General features: G+C 39.5%; 20 protein-coding genes, 1 riboswitch and 1 other annotated feature. Of the genes, 11 read left to right on the top strand and 9 right to left on the bottom strand.

The genetic code is table 11. The features are described from left to right. Positions 1 to 17 precede the first annotated feature (17 nt). The 3 genes from IEV52_RS05705 to leuS all read right to left on the bottom strand — a co-directional run bounded on the left by IEV52_RS05705 (position 18) and on the right by leuS (position 4,818). Entirely contained in the window at positions 18 to 1,937 is a 1,920-nt protein-coding gene (locus IEV52_RS05705; RefSeq protein WP_188401522.1) for a putative bifunctional diguanylate cyclase/phosphodiesterase, read from the bottom strand. A 142-nt stretch (positions 1,938 to 2,079) separates the two neighbouring features. Next, entirely contained in the window at positions 2,080 to 2,382 is a 303-nt protein-coding gene (locus IEV52_RS05700) for a rhodanese-like domain-containing protein (protein ID WP_188401521.1), read from the bottom strand. Between the two features lie 15 nt (positions 2,383 to 2,397). Then, on the bottom strand, positions 2,398 to 4,818 hold the full coding sequence (gene leuS, locus IEV52_RS05695) for a leucine--tRNA ligase (RefSeq protein WP_188401520.1): 2,421 nt from the start codon (positions 4,816 to 4,818) through the stop codon (positions 2,398 to 2,400). A 64-nt stretch (positions 4,819 to 4,882) separates the two neighbouring features. Next, positions 4,883 to 5,113, bottom strand: a binding site (T-box leader). A 207-nt stretch (positions 5,114 to 5,320) separates the two neighbouring features. Here leuS and IEV52_RS05690 point away from each other — a divergent pair. After that, positions 5,321 to 5,890, top strand: a complete 570-nt coding sequence (locus IEV52_RS05690) for a biotin transporter BioY (RefSeq protein WP_188401519.1) — start codon at positions 5,321 to 5,323, stop codon at positions 5,888 to 5,890. Positions 5,891 to 5,936: 46 nt separating this feature from the next. Here IEV52_RS05690 and IEV52_RS05685 read toward each other — a convergent pair whose 3' ends face one another. Continuing rightward, positions 5,937 to 7,136: an MDR family MFS transporter gene (locus IEV52_RS05685; protein WP_188401518.1), complete on the bottom strand. Its 1,200-nt coding sequence runs from the start codon at positions 7,134 to 7,136 to the stop codon at positions 5,937 to 5,939. Between the two features lie 164 nt (positions 7,137 to 7,300). Between IEV52_RS05685 and mnmL the strand changes: the two genes are divergently transcribed. Beyond that, positions 7,301 to 8,263, top strand: coding sequence for a tRNA modification radical SAM protein MnmL/YtqA (mnmL, locus tag IEV52_RS05680; protein WP_188401517.1), 963 nt, complete (start codon positions 7,301 to 7,303; stop codon positions 8,261 to 8,263). Beyond that, a complete protein-coding gene (gene mnmM / locus IEV52_RS05675; RefSeq protein WP_188401516.1) occupies positions 8,260 to 8,835 on the top strand; it encodes a tRNA 5-(aminomethyl)-2-thiouridylate-methyltransferase MnmM in 576 nt (191 codons plus the stop codon). Before mnmL ends, mnmM begins: the two co-directional genes overlap by 4 nt. Before the next feature lie 32 nt (positions 8,836 to 8,867). Here the strand turns inward: mnmM and IEV52_RS05670 are convergent, their stop codons facing one another. After that, positions 8,868 to 9,938 carry a tetraprenyl-beta-curcumene synthase family protein gene (locus tag IEV52_RS05670; RefSeq protein WP_188401515.1) on the bottom strand — a complete coding sequence of 357 codons (1,071 nt, stop codon included), beginning with the start codon at positions 9,936 to 9,938 and terminating at the stop codon, positions 8,868 to 8,870. Positions 9,939 to 9,966: 28 nt separating this feature from the next. Next, entirely contained in the window at positions 9,967 to 10,767 is an 801-nt protein-coding gene (locus IEV52_RS05665) for an alpha/beta hydrolase (protein ID WP_188401514.1), read from the bottom strand. Positions 10,768 to 10,853: 86 nt separating this feature from the next. On the opposite strand from IEV52_RS05665, the gene IEV52_RS05660 reads away from it, so the two are divergent. Next, the gene (locus IEV52_RS05660; RefSeq protein ID WP_188401513.1) at positions 10,854 to 11,372 is read left to right on the top strand and encodes a gamma carbonic anhydrase; all 519 of its coding nucleotides are present in this window, start codon (positions 10,854 to 10,856) and stop codon (positions 11,370 to 11,372) included. On the opposite strand, the gene IEV52_RS05655 is transcribed toward IEV52_RS05660, so the two are convergent. Beyond that, a complete protein-coding gene (locus IEV52_RS05655; protein ID WP_188401512.1) occupies positions 11,362 to 11,733 on the bottom strand; it encodes a VOC family protein in 372 nt (123 codons plus the stop codon). The genes IEV52_RS05660 and IEV52_RS05655 overlap by 11 nt on opposite strands. 140 nt (positions 11,734 to 11,873) lie before the next feature. Here IEV52_RS05655 and IEV52_RS05650 point away from each other — a divergent pair, with 140 nt between their 5' ends. The 5 genes from IEV52_RS05650 to IEV52_RS05630 all read left to right on the top strand — a co-directional run bounded on the left by IEV52_RS05650 (position 11,874) and on the right by IEV52_RS05630 (position 14,803). Beyond that, the gene (locus IEV52_RS05650) at positions 11,874 to 12,098 is read left to right on the top strand and encodes a spore coat associated protein CotJA (protein WP_188401511.1); all 225 of its coding nucleotides are present in this window, start codon (positions 11,874 to 11,876) and stop codon (positions 12,096 to 12,098) included. 5 nt (positions 12,099 to 12,103) lie between these two features. Beyond that, on the top strand, positions 12,104 to 12,367 hold the full coding sequence (locus tag IEV52_RS05645) for a spore coat protein CotJB (protein WP_188401510.1): 264 nt from the start codon (positions 12,104 to 12,106) through the stop codon (positions 12,365 to 12,367). A 21-nt stretch (positions 12,368 to 12,388) separates the two neighbouring features. After that, complete coding sequence (gene cotJC, locus IEV52_RS05640) at positions 12,389 to 12,958, top strand: spore coat protein CotJC (protein WP_188401509.1); 570 nt, start codon at positions 12,389 to 12,391, stop codon at positions 12,956 to 12,958. A gap of 119 nt (positions 12,959 to 13,077) precedes the next feature. Further along, on the top strand, positions 13,078 to 13,629 hold the full coding sequence (locus IEV52_RS05635; RefSeq protein WP_188401508.1) for a phosphatase PAP2 family protein: 552 nt from the start codon (positions 13,078 to 13,080) through the stop codon (positions 13,627 to 13,629). Positions 13,630 to 13,645: 16 nt separating this feature from the next. Then, entirely contained in the window at positions 13,646 to 14,803 is a 1,158-nt protein-coding gene (locus IEV52_RS05630) for a glycosyltransferase family 4 protein (RefSeq protein ID WP_188401507.1), read from the top strand. Between the two features lie 258 nt (positions 14,804 to 15,061). Here IEV52_RS05630 and metK read toward each other — a convergent pair whose 3' ends face one another. Next, positions 15,062 to 16,267: a methionine adenosyltransferase gene (gene metK, locus IEV52_RS05625; RefSeq protein WP_188401506.1), complete on the bottom strand. Its 1,206-nt coding sequence runs from the start codon at positions 16,265 to 16,267 to the stop codon at positions 15,062 to 15,064. A 162-nt stretch (positions 16,268 to 16,429) separates the two neighbouring features. Next, positions 16,430 to 16,561: riboswitch (SAM riboswitch) on the bottom strand. A gap of 262 nt (positions 16,562 to 16,823) precedes the next feature. Here metK and pckA point away from each other — a divergent pair. Continuing rightward, the gene (gene pckA, locus IEV52_RS05620) at positions 16,824 to 18,407 is read left to right on the top strand and encodes a phosphoenolpyruvate carboxykinase (ATP) (protein WP_188401505.1); all 1,584 of its coding nucleotides are present in this window, start codon (positions 16,824 to 16,826) and stop codon (positions 18,405 to 18,407) included. 33 nt (positions 18,408 to 18,440) lie between these two features. Here pckA and IEV52_RS05615 read toward each other — a convergent pair whose 3' ends face one another. Beyond that, positions 18,441 to 19,238 carry an alpha/beta hydrolase family protein gene (locus tag IEV52_RS05615; protein WP_188401504.1) on the bottom strand — a complete coding sequence of 266 codons (798 nt, stop codon included), beginning with the start codon at positions 19,236 to 19,238 and terminating at the stop codon, positions 18,441 to 18,443. A 104-nt stretch (positions 19,239 to 19,342) separates the two neighbouring features. On the opposite strand from IEV52_RS05615, the gene IEV52_RS05610 reads away from it, so the two are divergent. After that, positions 19,343 to 20,347: an ABC transporter substrate-binding protein gene (locus IEV52_RS05610; RefSeq protein ID WP_188401503.1), complete on the top strand. Its 1,005-nt coding sequence runs from the start codon at positions 19,343 to 19,345 to the stop codon at positions 20,345 to 20,347. Positions 20,348 to 20,361: the final 14 nt, after the last annotated feature.

Raw genomic sequence — 20,361 nt, 5'->3', positions numbered from 1 at the left:
ATAAAACTAAGCCAGCCTTAATTTATCACCATATTTTGCTGTAGATACGCTGCTACATCTTTTGCAGCGAGTGGTTTAAACAAATGATAACCTTGTCCGTACAAACATCCTTGTTCTAATAAGAACTCAATTTGTTGCGAGGTTTCTATGCCTTCCGCAATAACATAAAAGTCGAGATTGTGACCCATATCAATAATCGTCTTTACAATCGCTCCTGCTTTTGGATCGATTAAAATGTCGTCTATGAACATCTTATCTATCTTTAATGTGTCAACAGGCAGCTGCCGTAAATAGGTTAATGATGAATAGCCAGTTCCAAAATCATCGACTGAAATCCGAATCCCCTTCTCTCTTAAACGGTTTAGAACAGGAATTGCTTCATCCATATTTTGCATGGTTGTGCTTTCTGTAATTTCCATCTCTAATGATGATGCAGGGAAATTTGTCTCAGATAGAATGCTCTCTACCCTTTCAATAAATGATTCCTCTAATAACTGCCTTACTGAAATATTTACAGAGATCAAAAGGTCGCTATAACCATTTTCGTGCCATTTTGCACCTTGTAAGCAAGCATTTTTCAAGACCCATTCACCTATTGGTATGATCATGCCCGTCTCTTCTGCGATCGGTATAAATTCTGCAGGAGAAATAATGCCTTCATCCTCTTTATTCCAGCGTAATAAAGCTTCTACACCAACTATCTTTTTGGCAGTGATTTGCACGAGCGGCTGATACATCAAAAAGAATTCATGATTAATTAGCGCTTTTCTTAATCCATGCTCCAAATTAAGTCTTCTTTCCATTTTCCCGTCATGTTGATTGGTAAAGAATTGATACGTGTTTCGGCCTCTCTCTTTCGCCTGATAAAGAGCTGAATCCGCTCTTTTCAGAAGTGTTTCACTATCAGATCCGTTCCCTGGATATGTACTGATACCTATACTTGGCGTTGTAAAAACTTCTTGACCGCTTAGCATAAAAGGTTTGGTAAAAGAATGAATGATCTCTTCTGCTATTGTTTTAACTTCACATATTTTATTGAACTCCAGAAGGATTAAAAATTCATCTCCACTCCTTCTAAACACTTTTCCTTTGTGAGAAACAGTTGACTTTAGCAGTTCCGCTACTTTTTGCAGAAGCAGGTCACCAAAACTATGACCAAGAGTATCGTTTAAAACATTAAAGCGGTCCAGGTCTAAAAACAAAAGAGCAAGATTACTATTTTTAAGTTCGGCTTCCTTCATCTGTTCTTCAATGGTTTGCATGAAACCATTTCGATTCGGCAGACCTGTTAATTCATCAAAGTAAGCCATATGTTCAATGGTAATTTCGGCACGCTTTCTCTCGGTTACATCAATAAGTATAGAGTTAAAATCCACTAATTTTCTCTCTTCATTTAAAAAGGGTATCCCTCTGTCATGTATCCACCGGATCTCCCCATTTGGCCTTATGATTCGATACTCACTTGTCGCAACATTTCCGTTTTGAATGTCTATAGCCCGCCTTTGAATGATTTCACTATCTTCAGGATGTATGACTTTTTTCCATAATTCTGCGTCTTCATAAAAAGCTTGCAGGGGGTAGCCATATAATTTTTCAATACCAGATGTGATAAGTAGTTTATTGCTTTCTATATTATGTGACCAGATGGCTACATCAATGCTGTCGAAAATGTTTTGAAGTTTTGTTCTGCTGGCTTCTAATTCTGAAAAAGTTTCCTTATGTTTTAAAATCTCCTCTTCTAGATTGATTGCATAACTATCCTTTATCTTCAGGATTTTATAGACTAGAACTCCAAAGAGAGCAACGATGATAAGATCAAGTACGTATATAAGATAGTTCTGAATGAACATTAACCCTATTGTGCTTATTACTTGCAAGGTAAACAAGACGGCAATTATATTTATCCACTTTTTTGTTTTTGAATGTTTTAATGGCATTTGAGCCTCCAAGGGGGTATTAGATATACCCTTTCTATCGGCTCATTCCTGAAAATTTTCACACGTCATTTGAAACTTAAACAGTCAAAAGGATTTATTAGGATAAAAAAACTCCCTGCTGATAACAAGCAGGGAGTTTAAATTAGTCTTGGTTATAATCTAGCATTCCGCCAGTCATATTCTTTACTTTATAACCTTGATCTTGCAAGAAGTAAGCAACATTTTCGCTGCGTCGTCCTGAGCGGCAGATGATAATATGTTCTTCATTCTTATCAATCTCATTTAAACGGTCAGGAATTTCACCCATCTTAATATGAGCAGCTTCTGGAATTTTACCTTCCGCAACTTCTTCATCTTCACGAACATCGATTAAGGATATCTTTTTTCCGTCTTTTAGCATTTGCTTTACTTCAAATGGTGAAATTTCTTTTAATTCATTTTCCATGGAAAAAATCCTCCTTTAATTGGCAACGATATTCACAAGTTTACCAGGTACAGTAATCACTTTACGAATCGTTTTCCCTTCAATGCTTTGTTGAACAGATTCGTCTTCAAGAGCAGCCTGTTCCATATCTGAACCACTGATGTTTGCAGCAATCTTCATCTTCGCTTTTAATTTACCATTGACTTGGACAACGATCTCAACTTCATTTTCTATAAGCTGTGCTTCGTCCCAAACAGGCCAAGATGCGTATGTGATGCTGCCCTTTCCACCTAGCATTTCCCATAGCTCTTCACAAATATGCGGTGCGATTGGGGATAGCATTTTAACAAAACCTTCAATCAAATCTTTAGGAAGTGAATCTTGTTTATTTGCTTCGTTTACAAATACCATTAGCTGTGAAATGGCTGTATTAAAGCGGAGTCCCTCATAATCCTCTGTAACTTTTTTAACAGTGAGATGGTAGAGACGGTTAAAAGCTTCTGTTCCTTTTGTATCAGTTATTGCTGGATTAAGATTCTGCCCATCTTCTGAAACAAGCAATCTCCAAACTCGGTCAAGAAAACGGCGTGCACCATCAAGACCTGTTGTACTCCAAGCAATTGATGCATCTAAAGGCCCCATAAACATTTCATATAGACGAAGAGTATCCGCTCCATGGCTGACTACAATCTCATCTGGATTAACTACATTTCCTTTGGACTTACTCATCTTTTCATTATTTTCGCCAAGAATCATTCCTTGGTTGAACAATTTTTGGAAAGGCTCTTTTGTTGGAACAATTCCAAGGTCATACAACACTTTGTGCCAGAAACGTGCATAAAGAAGATGCAATACCGCATGTTCTGCACCGCCGATATAAATGTCAACTGGAAGCCAATGATTTAACTTTTCAGCAGATGCCAATTCATCTTCGTTCTTTGGATCAATATAACGAAGGTAGTACCAGCAGCTACCCGCCCACTGTGGCATCGTATTCGTTTCCCGACGCCCTTTCTTGCCTGTTTCAGGATCTACTACGTTCACCCAGTCTTCTACGTTAGCAAGTGGTGACTCTCCAGTACCAGAAGGTTTGATTTCTTTTACTACCGGAAGAAGAAGCGGAAGTTCCTGTTCAGAGACAGTTGTCATTGTTCCGTCTTCCCAATGGATGATCGGGATCGGCTCACCCCAATAACGCTGACGAGAGAAAAGCCAGTCACGAAGACGATACGTAATCTTCTTTTCACCTTTTCCGTTTTCTGAAAGCCATTCGTTCATCTTAGCAATGGCCTCGATTTTTTGCATACCGTTCAAGAAATCAGAATTCACATGTTCACCGTCACCTGTGTACGCTGCTTCTGCTACATTTCCGCCTGCAACTACTTCTGCGATAGGAAGCTCAAACTTGACAGCAAACTCATGATCACGCTCATCGTGAGCAGGAACGGCCATAATCGCACCTGTTCCATAGCTTGCTAGAACATAGTCAGCAATCCAGATCGGAAGCTTAGCACCTGTTACGGGATGGATCGCATAAGCACCTGTGAAAACGCCAGACTTTTCTTTTGCAAGTTCTGTACGCTCAAGATCAGATTTTGTTTCTACTTGTCTTTGATAATTTGTAACTGCTTCGAGTTGCCCATCTGTTACAATTTCTTTTACTAACTTATTTTCAGGGGCAAGCACTAAGTAGGTTGCACCGAAAAGAGTATCAGGACGTGTGGTAAATACGGTTATTTTAGAGGAATGTCCATCTACATCAAAATGAACTTCTGCTCCTTCTGAACGACCGATCCAGTTTCGCTGCATATCTTTTAAGCTCTCAGGCCAATCCAACTCGTCAAGATCTTCTAATAGTCTGTCTGCATAAGCAGTAATTTTTAGCATCCATTGTTTCATAGGCTTTCTGACAACCGGATGTCCGCCACGTTCACTCTTGCCATCAATTACTTCTTCATTCGCAAGAACTGTTCCAAGTGCTTCACACCAGTTCACGGGTACTTCATCTACGTATGCAAGACCTTTTTTGTAAAGCTGGATAAAGATCCATTGTGTCCACTTGTAATAAGAAGGATCTGTTGTATTTACTTCTCGGTCCCAGTCGTATGAAAAACCAAGCTCTTTAATCTGTCTGCGGAACGTGTTGATGTTCGTTTCCGTAAACTCAGCCGGGTCATTTCCCGTATCAAGTGCGTATTGTTCAGCAGGAAGACCAAATGCATCCCATCCCATCGGGTGAAGTACATTATACCCTTGCATACGCTTCATTCTTGAAAGAATATCTGTAGCCGTGTAACCTTCCGGGTGTCCTACATGAAGACCTGCTCCGGACGGATAAGGAAACATATCTAATGCGTAGAACTTCTTCTTGTCATATTCTTCTTTGGTTTGGAACGTCTTGTTCTCATCCCAAAAATGCTGCCATTTTTTCTCGATTGTTTTGTGGTTATAGTACATAACCGCTCCTCCTTCAATAAACCTTTACTTTAAAAACAAAAAAACCTCCCGCCCCTAATCTACTATTAGGGACGAAAGGTTAGTTAACATTTGTTAAACCTGCCGCGGTACCACCCTGATTAATGCAAAAATCACATTCACTCAAAACATACCTTAACGCGGCGAACGGCAAGAACTACTTCATTCAGACTTGCAACTAAAGGGCGAGTTCAAAAAAGTTCCGGGTTGACTTGCACCAGCCGTCAACTCTCTAACTTTCCATTCTTTTTTTACTACTCCCTATCATCGTTATTAAAAAATTTAGATGTTAATTTGTATTTTATGAATACTTTCCTAAATTGTCAAGGTTGTTTGAAACTATTATAACCTATTTTTTCCTTTTCCAAACGATCATTCTCTTCTATTTAATCCACTTCTTGACAAAGATCTTGCTGCTGTTTACAGTAATGTTAACTAAAACGTTTATTCTGTTTACATTTCTTTGATGAGGGGTGCAAGTATTATGCATGCAACAAACGAAAGATTGAAAATGTCGCTTTATGCGGCACTGATGGCAGGCATTACAGCCATTTTAGCTCAGCTGACCATACCGCTTCCACTAGTTCCTATTACAGGACAAACACTCGCGATAGGACTTTGTGCAACTATATTAGGAAGCAGATACGGTACATTAGCAGTTGCGCTATATGTTGCAATGGGCGCAATCGGACTTCCCGTATTCTCAGAAGCTAAAGGCGGTTTTTCCATTTTGGTAGGTCCTACTGGCGGCTATATCATCGGCTTTATCATTTCAGCTTATTTAACGGGTCTTTTATTAGAAAAAACAAGATTCAGCTTGGCTCCTGCCATTGCAGCAAATATTATCGGTATGGTGATCACCCTTATTTTTGGAGCTGTCCAATTAAAATTTGCTGCAGGTCTCACTTGGGATCAAGCTTTATCAGGCGGTGTATATCCATTTCTTGTAGTTGGAGTCATAAAAGCTGTGTTAGCATCCATTCTTGGGATTACGATTCGAAAAAGACTGTTAGCAGCAAAGCTTCTACCCGTACACGAAACAAAAGCTGCCTAATAAACCAAAAAAGACAGAGTGATGAAGCCACCATCACCTGTCTTTTTTATATAGATACCTGCTGAGAAGCATCCTGCTGTTTAATCGAATGACGATTCCTGCTGTAAACAACGGTTAGGATAAAGGAAATGACCATCAATCCAATAATGGTTTGGAACAGCACAGAAATATTGAACAGATCGGCAACCATTCCACCGAATAGCGGACCAAGCATCCTACCGCCAGTTGCTGTAGAGTTTACCACCCCTTGATAGAAGCCCGCCCTTCCTGGAGGAGCTAGTTCTGCTGCAATCGATGGGACACCCGGCCAAACCAGCATCTCCCCAATAGTAAGAACAACCATCGCAATCATGAATCCGTTAAAATCTTTCGCATTGCCAACTATTACAAAAGATACGACAAAAATGCAATAGCCTACCAGAATCTGAGATGTAGTTGAATGCAGCCATTTTTTTAAGAAAAGGTTCACTATCGGCTGACCTAAAACGATAAATAAACCATTAACCGTCCATAACAGACTGTACATCTTAAGACTGACACCTAAGGTTTGGGTATATGCTGCAATGGTTGATTGCCATTGTACATAACCAATCCATGCCAATAGGTAACCTCCGCATAGAATCAGTAATGCAATAAAAGCCTCTTTATTATGAATTCTTTTACTCTGAGAAAAAACAGTTTGCACTGAAGCATCGTCATTTTCATCCATTCCTTTAAAGCCGAACAAAACAATGATAAAAAAGAGGAATGATAGAGTTGAACAGCTGATGAACGATAAAGTAAAAGAGTAAGAAGCCGCTAACCCGCCAAGAGCAGCTCCAAGCGCAACACCCACATTTTGTGCAATATAGATGCGGTTAAACGCTTTTCTTCCTCCCTCTTTCCACATGGTGCCTGCCAGGGCATACATAGAAGGAAATACGATTCCCATACCAAAGCCCATGAATACTAAAAGGATGCTATATGTCCAGAAATCATGAAACCAGATTAAAAGAGCAGATGTCGTAAATGAAACAGTAACACCTAGCATAATGGTACGATATCCGCCTAACTTATCGAATAAAAGTCCACCTGTCAGGTTCCCAATAATCCCCGCCCCGGAGTTTAGCAGCAGCACGATTCCAGCTACGGTTAAAGACTTCCCTAGGTGTTCATTAATAAAAATCGTATTGATCGGCCACAAAAAACTCGAGCCTGTAACATTAAGTGCCATTCCAATAATGAGCAGCCATACTTTCGCTGGCATAAATAATCCCCCGCTTACTAAGATGTCATAAATCACTTCTGTATTTTATTCCTTTTCCCTTTACTTTACAATGAGTAAGAACTGACAAGTGATTTTGCGGCTCATAGCCTGAACATGCTACAATGTCATATGGTGCTCATCACCGTGAAGAAGGAGTGAGAAAGATGACACACCTCATAGAAAGACCGTCCTATTTTGGCGATAAAAGATATTACACATGGAACCAGCATTTAAAATCGCACTTTGGCGATAAAATTATAAAGATTCCATTAGACGGGGGATTTGATTGTCCTAATCGCGATGGTAAAGCAGCTTTTGGAGGCTGCACATTTTGTTCACAGAGCGGCTCAGGAGATTTTGCAGGGAACCGCCGTGATGATATCATCACTCAGTTTCATACTGTAAAAGAGAGAATGCACACAAAATGGAAAAAAGGAAAGTATATCGGCTATTTTCAAGCCTTTACAAACACATATGCGCCTGTTGATCAATTAAAAGAGCTTTATGAAACCGTGCTTGAACAAGAAGGTGTTGTTGGACTCTCTATTGCAACTCGCCCTGATTGTTTACCTGAGGATGTTATTGAATATCTTGCCGATTTAAATAAACGAACGTACCTTTGGGTTGAATTGGGACTGCAAACCGTACATGAAAGAACAGCTATGCTGATCAATCGTGCACATGATTATCCAACATATGTAGAAGGGGTAGAAAAACTTCGAAAGCATAATATTAACGTTTGTTCCCACATCATAAACGGATTACCACTTGAGACACCAGAGATGATGATGGAAACAGCCCGTGAAGTAGCAAAACTTGATGTGCAAGGGATTAAAATCCATCTTCTTCACCTTCTGAAAAAAACACCATTGGTTAAGCAATATGAACAAGGAATGCTTGATTTTCTTGATTTTGATACGTACGTAAACCTAGTTTGTGATCAGCTGGAAATTCTTCCACCTAACATGATGATTCACCGGCTGACAGGAGACGGTCCATCTGATCTTTTAGTTGGACCGATGTGGAGCCTAAACAAATGGAAGGTATTGAATGCAATAGAAAGTGAACTTAAACGAAGAAACAGCTTTCAAGGAAAATTATATAAAACGTCTGAGGTGTCACTATGAAATTAGAGGGTGTGCTCCCTTTTGCCAGAACGCTGCTCCGTACGTTTTGCCAACCAGGTGATCTGGTAATAGATGCTACATGCGGAAACGGAAATGACACATTGTTTCTATCAAAATTAGTAGGTGAAAATGGCCATGTATTCGCTTTTGATATTCAAGAGCAAGCGATAACGAATTCGAAACAGCGTTTAGCCGAGCATAAAGCAGATCAAAACGTCACTTTTTTTCATGCGTCACATGACCAGCTTATCGAACAGCTTCCTGATCATCTCTCAAATAACGTAGCTGCTGCTATCTTTAACCTTGGTTACTTGCCGGGAAGTGATAAATCGATTACAACCACAGGTTCTTCTACGATCCGTGCTATCGAACAGCTGCTTCACCTCTTAAAAAATGAAGGAGTAATCGTACTCGTGATCTATCACGGGCATGATGAAGGAAAACGGGAAAAAGAACTCGTACTAGACTTTGTAAAACAGCTGGATCAAAAACATGCACACGTCTTACAATATGAATTCATCAATCAGAAAAATGATCCTCCATTTGTCGTTGCTATAGAAAAAAGAGGCTGATTTCAACTTATATAAGTTGAATCAGCCCTTTTTTATGATAGTGACGGTCTCAGCTTTTGATACACTTTACGGTTGACATAAAAGAAATAGCTTGTAGCCCCTCCAACTCTCACCAGCTGAGAAGCCATTTTTTTAATCCCGGGACAATCTGAAACTTTCCGGTCAGCAAGATAAATGCCGAGGAGTCCTCGTTGGATTAAACGATGAAATCTGGAATTAGGCAGGGTTGAACAGCTGTTTTCTGCTTTCTTGGCAAAGTACACCATACGTTCAAGCATGTGCTGTTCGTTTCTATAATATGTACAGAAGTTTAGATCCCCTTCAAGCTTGTCCTCGTTTTGATCAATAAAATAATCCAAAAGAATATGCAGTCCTTGCAGCCATGGAAAGTATCCTCTTTTAATCGCTGCTGCAGATTCTTTTGTGAAGTTTCCTTGAAATGCATAGCTGACTAAACAGAAAATGCCAAGGGTCGAACCCGCACAAGCGGAAAACTCATACCAAGTAATATCAGGCAATACAGACTGATATTCTCCAAACCAGCTGATCAGACGAGGCTCCCTTTCTTGAACTACCACATGCTTATGAACTTGAAGATCGCAATAAATTTGAGCGAGACCGATCAACTCACTCGCGATATTGGGATATGCTTCCATCTCTGATAATACTGTTTGGCAGGTGTAAACAAGTTGGTTTAAGTAACCTCCATCATCTTGTTCTTCTCTGTATCGATAGTAGTTGGTTGGCTTAGCACCAGGACTTAGAGCATGAAACATACTCTCATGAAGTGCCCGGAAATCTTTTTCATCTAAAGAAGTACTTCGGTCACACAAGTTATCTAAATAGTCGCTGATTGTTTGGTAAGCAACAACAAATTCAATAGCTTTCCTACGATGCTTTCCAGCGAGCAGTGTAAGAATCGCGCCCCCCTCACAGTGAAACATCTTATCAGTAATACTGTTAACAGCCTGTTTTCGCAGTTCAGGATTTGGAATTTGTTCAGCTTTGATATGCCATTCTTTAAGCAATTGACCAACAGCCGGAAAAATATGAGTATAAACGGAATACATCAATGCCCAGGGGTGAACCGGAATTTTGTTCATAAGCTGGCTCCTTTTGATTATTCTTTCTTTACCTTTTTCCTTTATTGATCTCGCTATGCAAAAATAAAAATCTTTTTACATATTCAAATACATGCTCCCTTTCAGGCTCATTTAAAACTTCATGATAAAGAGAAGGAAATTCTTTGTACCACTTTTCTTCTGACTGGATTCCATTAAACCATCGCTTTACAGATTCTTTGTCTACTATGAGATCATCGCCTGCCTGTAAGAGCAATAATGGAACATTGGGAAAGTTTTTGTAATGATCAAATGCATATTTAATAGAAGCGATTAATTCACGATACCATCTAACAGATACTTTCTTTACAATCAATTTGTCTTCTTTGTCACGAACTCTTATTTCTTCGTTTCTTGTCGCACTCCCTTCTGGCAGATTGGTTGCTAACCTTACGCCTGGAGCAAGTTTGTTCAATAGTACAGATACAGCCTCTTTACCTTTTGATGGATGATGGGCTAACCCTAAACACGGAGATGATAAAATAACGGCTTCAACATCAAGCTGTAATTCCATCAGTGTTCGTATTACGGCTAAGCCACCCATGCTATGTCCTAAAATATAAACAGGGTATCCTAACTGTTGTGCTTCTAAGAACCAGCTTTCTATTGTGTAGACATATTCATCAAAAGTATCAATATGGCCTCTTCTTCTCGTCGTCGTTCCTTGACCGGGAAGATCTCCCGAGACACAATGAAATCCTGCATCATTTAATTGTTTAATTACCCAATCATACCTTCCATGATGTTCATTTGCACCATGTACAACAACAACGGTTCCAATTGCATGTTTGTCTGTATTCCAAGTCCACAATGGTCCCACCCTCTTTTCTATTCATGAGCGTTCATATTTTGCTAAACTAAGATTATCTAAAAAATTGAAAAACAGGAGTGTATTTCATGATCTACCCATACGGTGACAAAAAACCAAAAATTTCAGAAACAGCTTTCATTGCAGATTATGTTACCATAACTGGAGATGTTCAAATTGGGGATTATTCATCCATTTGGTTCAATACATCCATTCGTGGAGATGTTTCACCAACCATCATTGGAAACTATGTAAATGTTCAGGACAATTCGGTGCTGCATCAAAGCCCGAACCGCACACTTCACTTAAAGGATGGTGTAACGGTTGGACATAGTGTAATACTGCACAGTTGTACAATAGAAGAGAACGCATTAATCGGTATGGGTTCTCTTGTACTGGATGGTGCCCATATAGGCAAAGGGGCTTTTATTGGTGCAGGAAGTCTCGTACCACCTGGTAAGAAGATTCCTCCAAACACTCTGGCTTTCGGCAGACCTGCTAAAGTCATTCGAGAACTTACAGAAGAAGATATATCAGACATGGAACGAATTCGCCGGGAATATTACGAGAAGGGACAATATTATAAGTCACTGCAGACTAAACGTTAAATTCAATCAAATTTCCGTCTGGATCACTAACAAAAACTTGGTGCCAATCCGTTTTGTTGTTCGGTTTATTTATATAGGGCACACCGTGTGTGTCCAGTGTCTTTAATAGTTTTTCCATATCTTCGACTCTTATTGCAAAATGCCCATCTCTGCTATCGATCTCTGTTGTATTTCTTCTAGCAGTTCCTTTGTTATTAACGATCAGATGGAGCTGTGTATTTCCGATATCATACCAGACGCCCGGAAAATCAAACTGAGGGCGTTTTTTATTTTGTTTAAAACCAAGAATTCCTTCATAAAAATATAGTGATTCTTTTAGATTCGTTACAAGCAGTGATACATGATGTATTCCTGAATACATGTACCTTTCACCTCATCCTCTTCATGATTTGCCCATAATTTTAACACAAATAGATAAAATTTGAGATTTATTCGTACTGAAACCTTACACTATTTGAATACCTTTAAATAAAAGTTGACTTTATGAAAGGTAGGTTTCAGATGAACAGCAAGAATACCAATCAAAAATCATATGTCCCTTACCACAGCCCTTATGATCCTTGCCCTCCGATAGGTAAAAAATTTTATTCCACCCCTCCAAATTTATACATGGGTTTTCAACCTTATAACCTGCCTCAATATTCCCCTAAAGAGGCTTTAATGAAAGGTACGCTATGGCCTGCCTTCTATGATTATTATGAAAATCCGTATGAAAAAAGGAGGTAGTCTCTATGCAGCAAACCTTACCTGAAGAGTTCTATCAATGGATGGAAGAACTTCAAGCTGTAGACTTCGTGCTTGTAGAACTAACGTTATATTTAGATACTCATCCTCAAGATCAAACGGCCATTCAACAGTTTAACCAATTTGCTCAGCAGCGTAAGCATATTAAAAAAGCTATCGAGTCCAAGTATGGTCCGCTTCAGCAATATGGAAACAGTTATTCTGGTATGCCTTGGAATTGGAGCGATGGACCATGGCCGTGGCAGTTATAGAAAAATAGGAGGTACAGATGAATGTGGGTATATGAAAAAAAGCTGCAATATCCTGTAAAAGTAACCTCATGTAATCCGACGCTTGCTAAATACTTAATTGAACAGTATGGCGGCTCTGATGGAGAACTTGCCGCTGCTCTTCGCTATTTAAATCAACGATATACTATTCCTGATAAGGTAATTGGGCTCCTTACTGATATTGGAACTGAAGAATTTGCACATTTAGAGATGATCGCAACAATGATATACAAGCTAACAAAAGATGCGACTCCCGAGCAGTTAAAAGAAGCTGGAATTGCTGATCACTACGTAAATCATGACAGTGCTTTGTTTTATCATAATGCAGCAGGTGTTCCCTTTACAGCAAGCTACATAGCTGCCAAAGGAGATCCGATTGCTGATCTTTATGAAGACATTGCTGCGGAGGAAAAAGCACGTGCAACGTATCAATGGATCATTAATATGTCTGATGACCCCGATTTGAATGACTCATTGCGATTCTTAAGAGAAAGAGAGATCATTCATTCGCAGCGTTTTCGTGAAGCTGTAGAAATATTAAAAGAAGAAAGAGATCGTAAAATATTCTTTTAGACCGTTCAGCTATTTTGCTGGATGGTTTTTTATAATAAATTCATACTGCCTTCATGTTACCCTTACAATTACTCTTTATGATTAAACTAACAACAAACTGTAAGATAAGGGGGATATTTATGGCAAAAGTAATTGATTGGCTTTACGAAAAAGAGTGTTCCTTTTTTCGGATGATTAACGGAAGGCTTCATCGTGATTCTATGGATCTTTTCTTCCACTTGTGGACACATCTTGGTGGTGCAACTGCTACCATCTCAACAGCTATACTGCTCTTGTTATTTCTCCCTATGTCATTAAAATCTTGGGGAATCGTTTGTATGCTCTCATTAATCATCAGTCACATTCCGGTTGCGATCTCTAAGAAAATGTATCCTCGTAAGAGACCTTATTTGAGTCTTCCGGATACAAACATTGGTAAAAACCCATTACAAGACCACTCATTTCCTTCCGGGCACACAACCGCTGTCTTTTCAATCGTCACACCACTTATTTTATTAAATCCGTTCGCAGGTCTATTTTTACTTGTTGCTGCCCTGCTCGTAGCACTTTCTCGCATGTACTTAGGGTTACACTACCCATCAGATGTACTCGCAGGAATGGTTCTAGGTATCAGTTCCAGCTTCTTTTCTTTGTTTTTAGTCAATACTTTTATCTTGCCTTATTTTTTATAAAAAGGAGATGAAGGAAATGAAGCTTGCTCTTTTTTCAGATACGTTCCATCCACAAATTAATGGTGTTGCACGTACGTTAAAGAGACTTACAGGTTACCTGGAAGGAAACAATATTGAATATAGGGTTATTATGCCCTCACTTGAAGATCTCCCTAAATCTTTTGATGATCAATACTATGCAATGAAAAGCCTGCCTCTCTTTCTATACCCTGAGTGCAGGCTTGCTATCCCTCAATTACGTTCGATGAATAATATACTCAACAAATTTAGTCCAGATCTCCTACACGTTGCTACTCCTTTTAATATCGGTCTTTATGGCATGCGGTACGGCAAGAAAGAAAACATCCCTATGGTCGCTTCTTACCACACACATTTTGACCGATACCTTTCGTATTATCATCTAGACTTCTTTTCTCCCTTACTCTGGCGTTACCTCCAATGGTTTCATAGACCATTTGAAAAGATTTTTGTTCCAAGTGAAGAAACTAGGCAGACACTATATACGAAAAGTTTTACGAATGTAGAAATTTGGGCAAGAGGAGTTGACTGCGAAATGTTCACACCTCATAATCGTGATTCTTACGTTCGGGAAAGATATAACATTTCAGAGAAGTATATCTTTCTATTCGTCGGGAGATTGGCACCCGAAAAAGATTTGGAGATTTTATATGAGATGATAAAAAAATTACCTCTTTCATTAAAATCTAAAATCCATTGGCTGATCGTCGGGGATGGTCCGAGCCGGCATATGGTTGATCAATGGGAAAAAGAACATTCCAATGTTACATGTGCTGGTTATTTGTCTGGAGATGAACTTGCACGCGTTTATGCATCATCTGACCTCTTTGTTTTTCCTTCATCCACAGAAACATTTGGTAATGTTGTTCTAGAAGCTGCTGCATCTGGATTGCCGGCTATCGTATCAGATCGAGGCGGTGTAACAGAAATTGTTCAAGATGGAATTACAGGCAGAATTTGTGAAGCTGGCAATGCAGAATCGTTTATTCACAGCACGGTTTCTTTACTTGAAGATCCTGTACTTCTACAATCGATGAGGGTAAAAGCAAGAAATTATGCACTTAGCCAATCCTGGTCAACCATCTTTGGAAACTTACTAATGCAGTACGAAGAGGTCGCTTATAAGAAGAATAAAAGTAAGACGATTATCGCTTAGGAGCGGAGGTACATGAAAACGAAAGGTTTCTGATCAGAAACCTCTTCATTATGTATCGATTGGCAGACCTATTGTGAGTACTTTACATGAGAATAAATGGGAAATGGTAAGAAATCAAGGAATTATCTAAAATGAAAAGCCTGCCACGTTAAAAAGGCAGGCTTTTTAATATTTATTTTACTGGATAAAGAATTTTTTAAATAAGCTTTGGTATACAAAAACAGACTCCCTTCAGCAGGAAGTCTGTTTATTAACATGTTAGATATTAGCTTGTTGCTTAAGCTCTTCTGCTTTATCTGTTTGCTCCCAAGGAAGCTCGATATCTGTACGGCCAAAGTGACCATATGCAGCAGTTTGCTTGTAGATCGGACGGCGAAGATCAAGCATCTTGATGATTCCAGCCGGACGAAGATCGAAGTTATTGCGAACTAGCTCTACAAGAACTTCTTCAGATACTTTTCCTGTTTCAAACGTGTTTACAGCGATTGATACTGGTTGTGCAACACCGATTGCATAAGCAAGCTGAACTTCAACTTTATCAGCAAGACCTGAAGCAACGATGTTCTTTGCAACATAACGAGCAGCGTATGCAGCAGAACGGTCAACTTTAGTAGCATCCTTACCAGAGAATGCACCACCACCGTGACGAGCATATCCACCGTAAGTATCAACGATGATTTTACGTCCTGTAAGACCTGCATCCCCTTGTGGTCCACCGATTACGAAACGGCCTGTTGGGTTGATGAAGTATTTCGTGTTTTCATCGATTAATTCAGCAGGAACAACTGGCTTGATTACTTTTTCTTTGATGTCTCTTTGAATTTCTTCAAGTGTGTTTTCTGGGTGATGTTGAGTTGAAATAACGATTGTATCAATACGTACTGGCTTGTCGTTCTCGTCATACTCGACAGTTACTTGTGTTTTTCCATCAGGACGCAAGTAAGGAATCTCTTCTGTTTTACGAACTTCTGTTAAACGGCGAGATAATTTGTGAGCTAATGAGATTGGAAGAGGCATAAGCTCTTCTGTTTCATTACAAGCAAACCCGAACATAAGACCTTGGTCACCTGCTCCGATTGCTTCGATCTCAGCATCAGTCATAGAACCTTCTCTAGCTTCAAGCGCTTGGTCAACACCCATTGCGATATCAGCAGATTGCTCATCGATAGAAGTTAATACAGCACATGTTTCAGAATCAAAACCATATTTTGCACGGTCATATCCAATTTCTTTGATCGTTTCGCGTACAACTTTTGGAATATCTACGTAAGTGGAAGTTGTGATTTCACCAGCAACAAGTACAAGACCTGTTGTTACAGATGTTTCACAAGCAACACGAGCGTTTGCATCATTTGCTAAGATTTCATCTAAGATCGCATCTGAAATCTGGTCACAAATTTTATCCGGATGTCCTTCTGTAACGGATTCAGATGTAAATAAACGACGACTAACTTTTTTGGACAAGTTAATATCCTCCCTTTAACTGCTTTCAGTATGATACGGTACTTTATTCTTATCTATTTTGGTTAGTTTATGTTCTTAACTTGAAAAAGGCATAAAAAAAGCCCTTCCCTGTTTGACATATCATTCACGAGGGAAAAGGTTTCACAATAAAATGCCTTCAACCTCTTATTGTCCAAGGTTATTTTCACCTTGCAGGTTAGCACCTTTTCATTTCCGGTGGAGCTTAATCATTCCACTTTCATGTCGGTTGCTGGGTTTCATAGGGCCTGTCCCTCCACCTACTCAGAATAAGAGTAGCCGTTCTCGAAATATGATAGCGCAACGATTCCCCCATGTCAATAGAAAACCCCAGGAATAACAATAAGTTAAAAATTAAAAACACAATTTATTGAAAGCGTTTTTAATATGTTGGATAATATGCTTTACATTAGTCATATTTTAAATAAGTACGAACTTTTTTGATGTGCTTTCATAAAATAGTATACATTATTTGATTTAATGTGTTATACTAATTTTCGAATATATGACTATAGGATAAAGGATGGTACTGTCTGATATGAATACTTTGGAATTTACTACAACCTTAAATGAACTTGTGACCCGTGAAACAACTCACCAGAACTTACCTGTTCCGGTTTTAGTGGAAAAATCACTTAAGCGTAAAGAAGGCATCCTTACATCCACAGGAGCTCTTCAAGCCACTACGGGGAAATACACAGGTCGATCTCCTGAGGATAAATTTATCGTTGAAGACGCCTCCGTTAAAGATGCAATCGACTGGGGAAAGGTTAATAAGCCATTTTCACCTGAAAACTTTGATAAATTATACAAAAAAGTGCTTCAGTACTTAGGAAGTAAAGAAGAATTATTCTTATTTAAAGGATACGCTGGAGCTGACCGCGAGTACCGCTTACCTATCCAAGTTATTAACGAATACGCTTGGCATAACCTGTTTGCCCATCAAATGTTCGTACGCCCGAATCAAGATGATCTAAGTGCTCATGAATCACAGTTCACAGTAGTTTCAGCACCTGGATTCCAAGCGAATCCAGCTGAAGATGGAACAAACTCTGAGACGTTCATAATTATTTCTTTTGAAAAACGCATCGTTCTCATTGGCGGAACAGAATATGCAGGTGAAATTAAGAAGTCCGTATTCTCTGTAATGAACTACTTGCTTCCCGAAAAAGGAATCCTTTCTATGCATTGTTCTGCAAATGTTGGGAATGAAGGAGATGTAGCTCTTTTCTTTGGATTATCTGGTACTGGAAAGACTACTCTTTCAGCTGATCCAAACCGCCGGTTGATCGGTGATGATGAGCATGGCTGGGCTAACACGGGAGTCTTTAATATTGAAGGCGGCTGCTACGCAAAGACGATTGATCTGTCTAAAGAAAAAGAACCGCAGATCTGGAACGCGATTCGTTTTGGAAGTGTTTTAGAAAATGTTATGATCAATCCTGATTCTAGATTAGCTGACTACAAGGACTCAGCATTGACTGAGAATACAAGAGCTGCATATCCTGTAGATGCAATTCCTAATGTGATTCAGCCAAGTGTTGCAGGTCATCCAAACACGATCATATTCTTAACAGCTGACGCATTTGGAGTATTGCCTCCAATCAGCAAATTAACAAAAGAACAAGCGATGTATCATTTCTTATCAGGCTATACAAGCAAACTTGCAGGTACAGAAAGAGGAGTAACTTCGCCTCAAGCGACTTTCTCAACTTGTTTTGGCGCGCCTTTCCTTCCATTACCGGCTACTGTTTATGCAGAGATGCTCGGAAAGAAAATCGATCAGCATAATGTGCAAGTATACCTTGTTAACACAGGATGGTCTGGAGGAGAGTATGGTGTCGGAAGCCGTATGAACTTAGGCTATACTCGAGCAATGGTTCAAGCTGCTCTTGAAGGAGAATTAACTTCAGTTGAAACGGTTGTAGATCCTATTTTTGGACTTCATATCCCAACACATTGTCCTGGAGTACCTGATCAAGTACTTCAACCAAAGAAGACTTGGGAAAACCCGGATCAATATGATGTAAAAGCACAAGAACTTGCAGCTAAATTTAAGGCAAACTTTGAAAAATTCAACTCTGTTTCAACTGAAATTTCACAAGCAGGCCCATTAGTATAAACAATGGCAATATAAAAAAGTAGGAGCTGAACATCATTCAGCTCCTTTTACTTGTTCTTTCATCCATTCACATAGCGCATATGTAATTTTTCGGTTCTCTTTTGGCGGAAAGTAATGCGTGTACTCAGGATAAATCCATGTTTCACAAGGTTTCCCAAGCTCTTTTAATCTTTTTTCAATCTTAAGCGTATGTTCGACACTTACGTTTTCATCTTTCATTCCGTGAATGCAAAGTATTGGAGCCTTTAATTCACCACAATAATATAACGGTGACCTCCACTCGAATTCTTCTGGATACTTATCAGGTGTACCGCCTATTACTCTCTTCATCATTCTTCGTAAATCTTCTCTTTCCTCATACGTAACCGCCATGTCTGTCACACCGCCCCAAGTCACAACAGAACGTATCTCAGGATATTCTATCGCCGTAAACAAAGCCATAGGTCCTCCCCTGGAAAAACCAAACACATGTAACTCATTAACATCAACTTTTGGAAATTGTTTTAATACTTCAAAAGCAGCAAAGGCATCGGTCCTGTCTTTTCCAGCAAAATCTTCGTTCCCTTCTCCTCCTTGATTCCCTCGATAATAAGGTGCCATTACTACAAATCCTTGGGAAGCAAACTGTATAATTCTTGCAATCCTTACCATTCCAACTGATTTAATTCCACCCCTAAGATAAAGAAACCCTGGAAACGGGCCTTTTCCTTCTGGCAATGCGGCCAATCCTTTAATTTTCAATCCATCATTTAAATAAGTGACGACATATAACCGAATTGTTGGATGTGGGGAAGGAAAACGCTGCCACTCGATTATTTTTGCTTTTTTCATTCCGACCCTCCTTGTTTTTTTGTGGGTAAACACACATTTACAGCAATCACATACATTATTACATAAAAGTCATGACTTCATCCCTATTTGCAGGAGGACCAGAAATGAAACAGATCAGAAGAAAAATTACAGTGCTTTTTACTTGTTTACTAGCCTTCTCCTTGCTGCTTGCAGGATGCAGCAGTTCGAGCCCCAAACAGGAAAAAGTACGAATTGCAGAAGTAACTCGCTCCATCTTTTATGCACCTCAATATGTTGCTATTGAAAAGGGGTTTTTTAAAGAAGAAGGGTTAGACGTAGAGCTTACGACCACTTGGGGCGGAGACAAAACGATGACTGCATTATTGTCCGATGGTGCGGATGTTGCGTTAGTTGGATCGGAAACAACGATCTACGTCCATGCACAAGAATCCACAGATCCTGTTATCAATTTCGCACAGCTTACACAAACTGACGGGACTTTCTTGGTGGCACGTAAAAAGCCAGAGTTCTTTTCATGGGATCAGTTAAAAGGAAGTACGTTCTTAGGGCAACGCAAGGGCGGTATGCCCCAAATGGCTGGTGAATTTGGTTTAAAGAAACACGGCATTGATCCAAAGAGTGACTTAACCATGATTCAGAACATTGATTTTGCTAACATAGCGAACGCTTTTGCTTCAGGCACTGGCGATTATGTTCAGCTGTTTGAGCCACAAGCAAGTCTTTTTGAGCAAGAAGGGATCGGTCATATCGTTGCTTCGTTCGGAGCTGAATCAGGAAAGATTCCATATACGACTTTTATGGCTAAACAAAGTTACATGAAAGAGAACAAAGAAACACTGGAGAAGTTCACAAAGGGATTATATAAAGCACAGCTCTGGGTTGAGAATCACTCAGCTAAAGAGATCGCAGAAGTGATTGCTCCATACTTTGAAGATACCCCTGTAGAACTTATTGAAACCGTTGTTGACCGTTATAAGAGTCAGCACAGTTTTGCACTAAACCCTATATTAGATGAAGAAGAATGGAACAATCTTCAAACGATTATGGATGAAGCAGGAGAACTTCCAAAAAAGGTAGATTATGACGTTCTTGTTGATACGACTCTAGCTAAAAAAGCGATCAAATAATGTTCTGGGAGGGA

Origin of the sequence: Fictibacillus barbaricus (genome assembly GCF_014635025.1) — a bacterium.
GTDB lineage: Bacteria > Bacillota > Bacilli > Bacillales > Fictibacillaceae > Fictibacillus > Fictibacillus barbaricus.
Note: the sequence above shows the minus strand (reverse complement) of the source record. Positions and strands in the feature narration are given on the sequence as shown.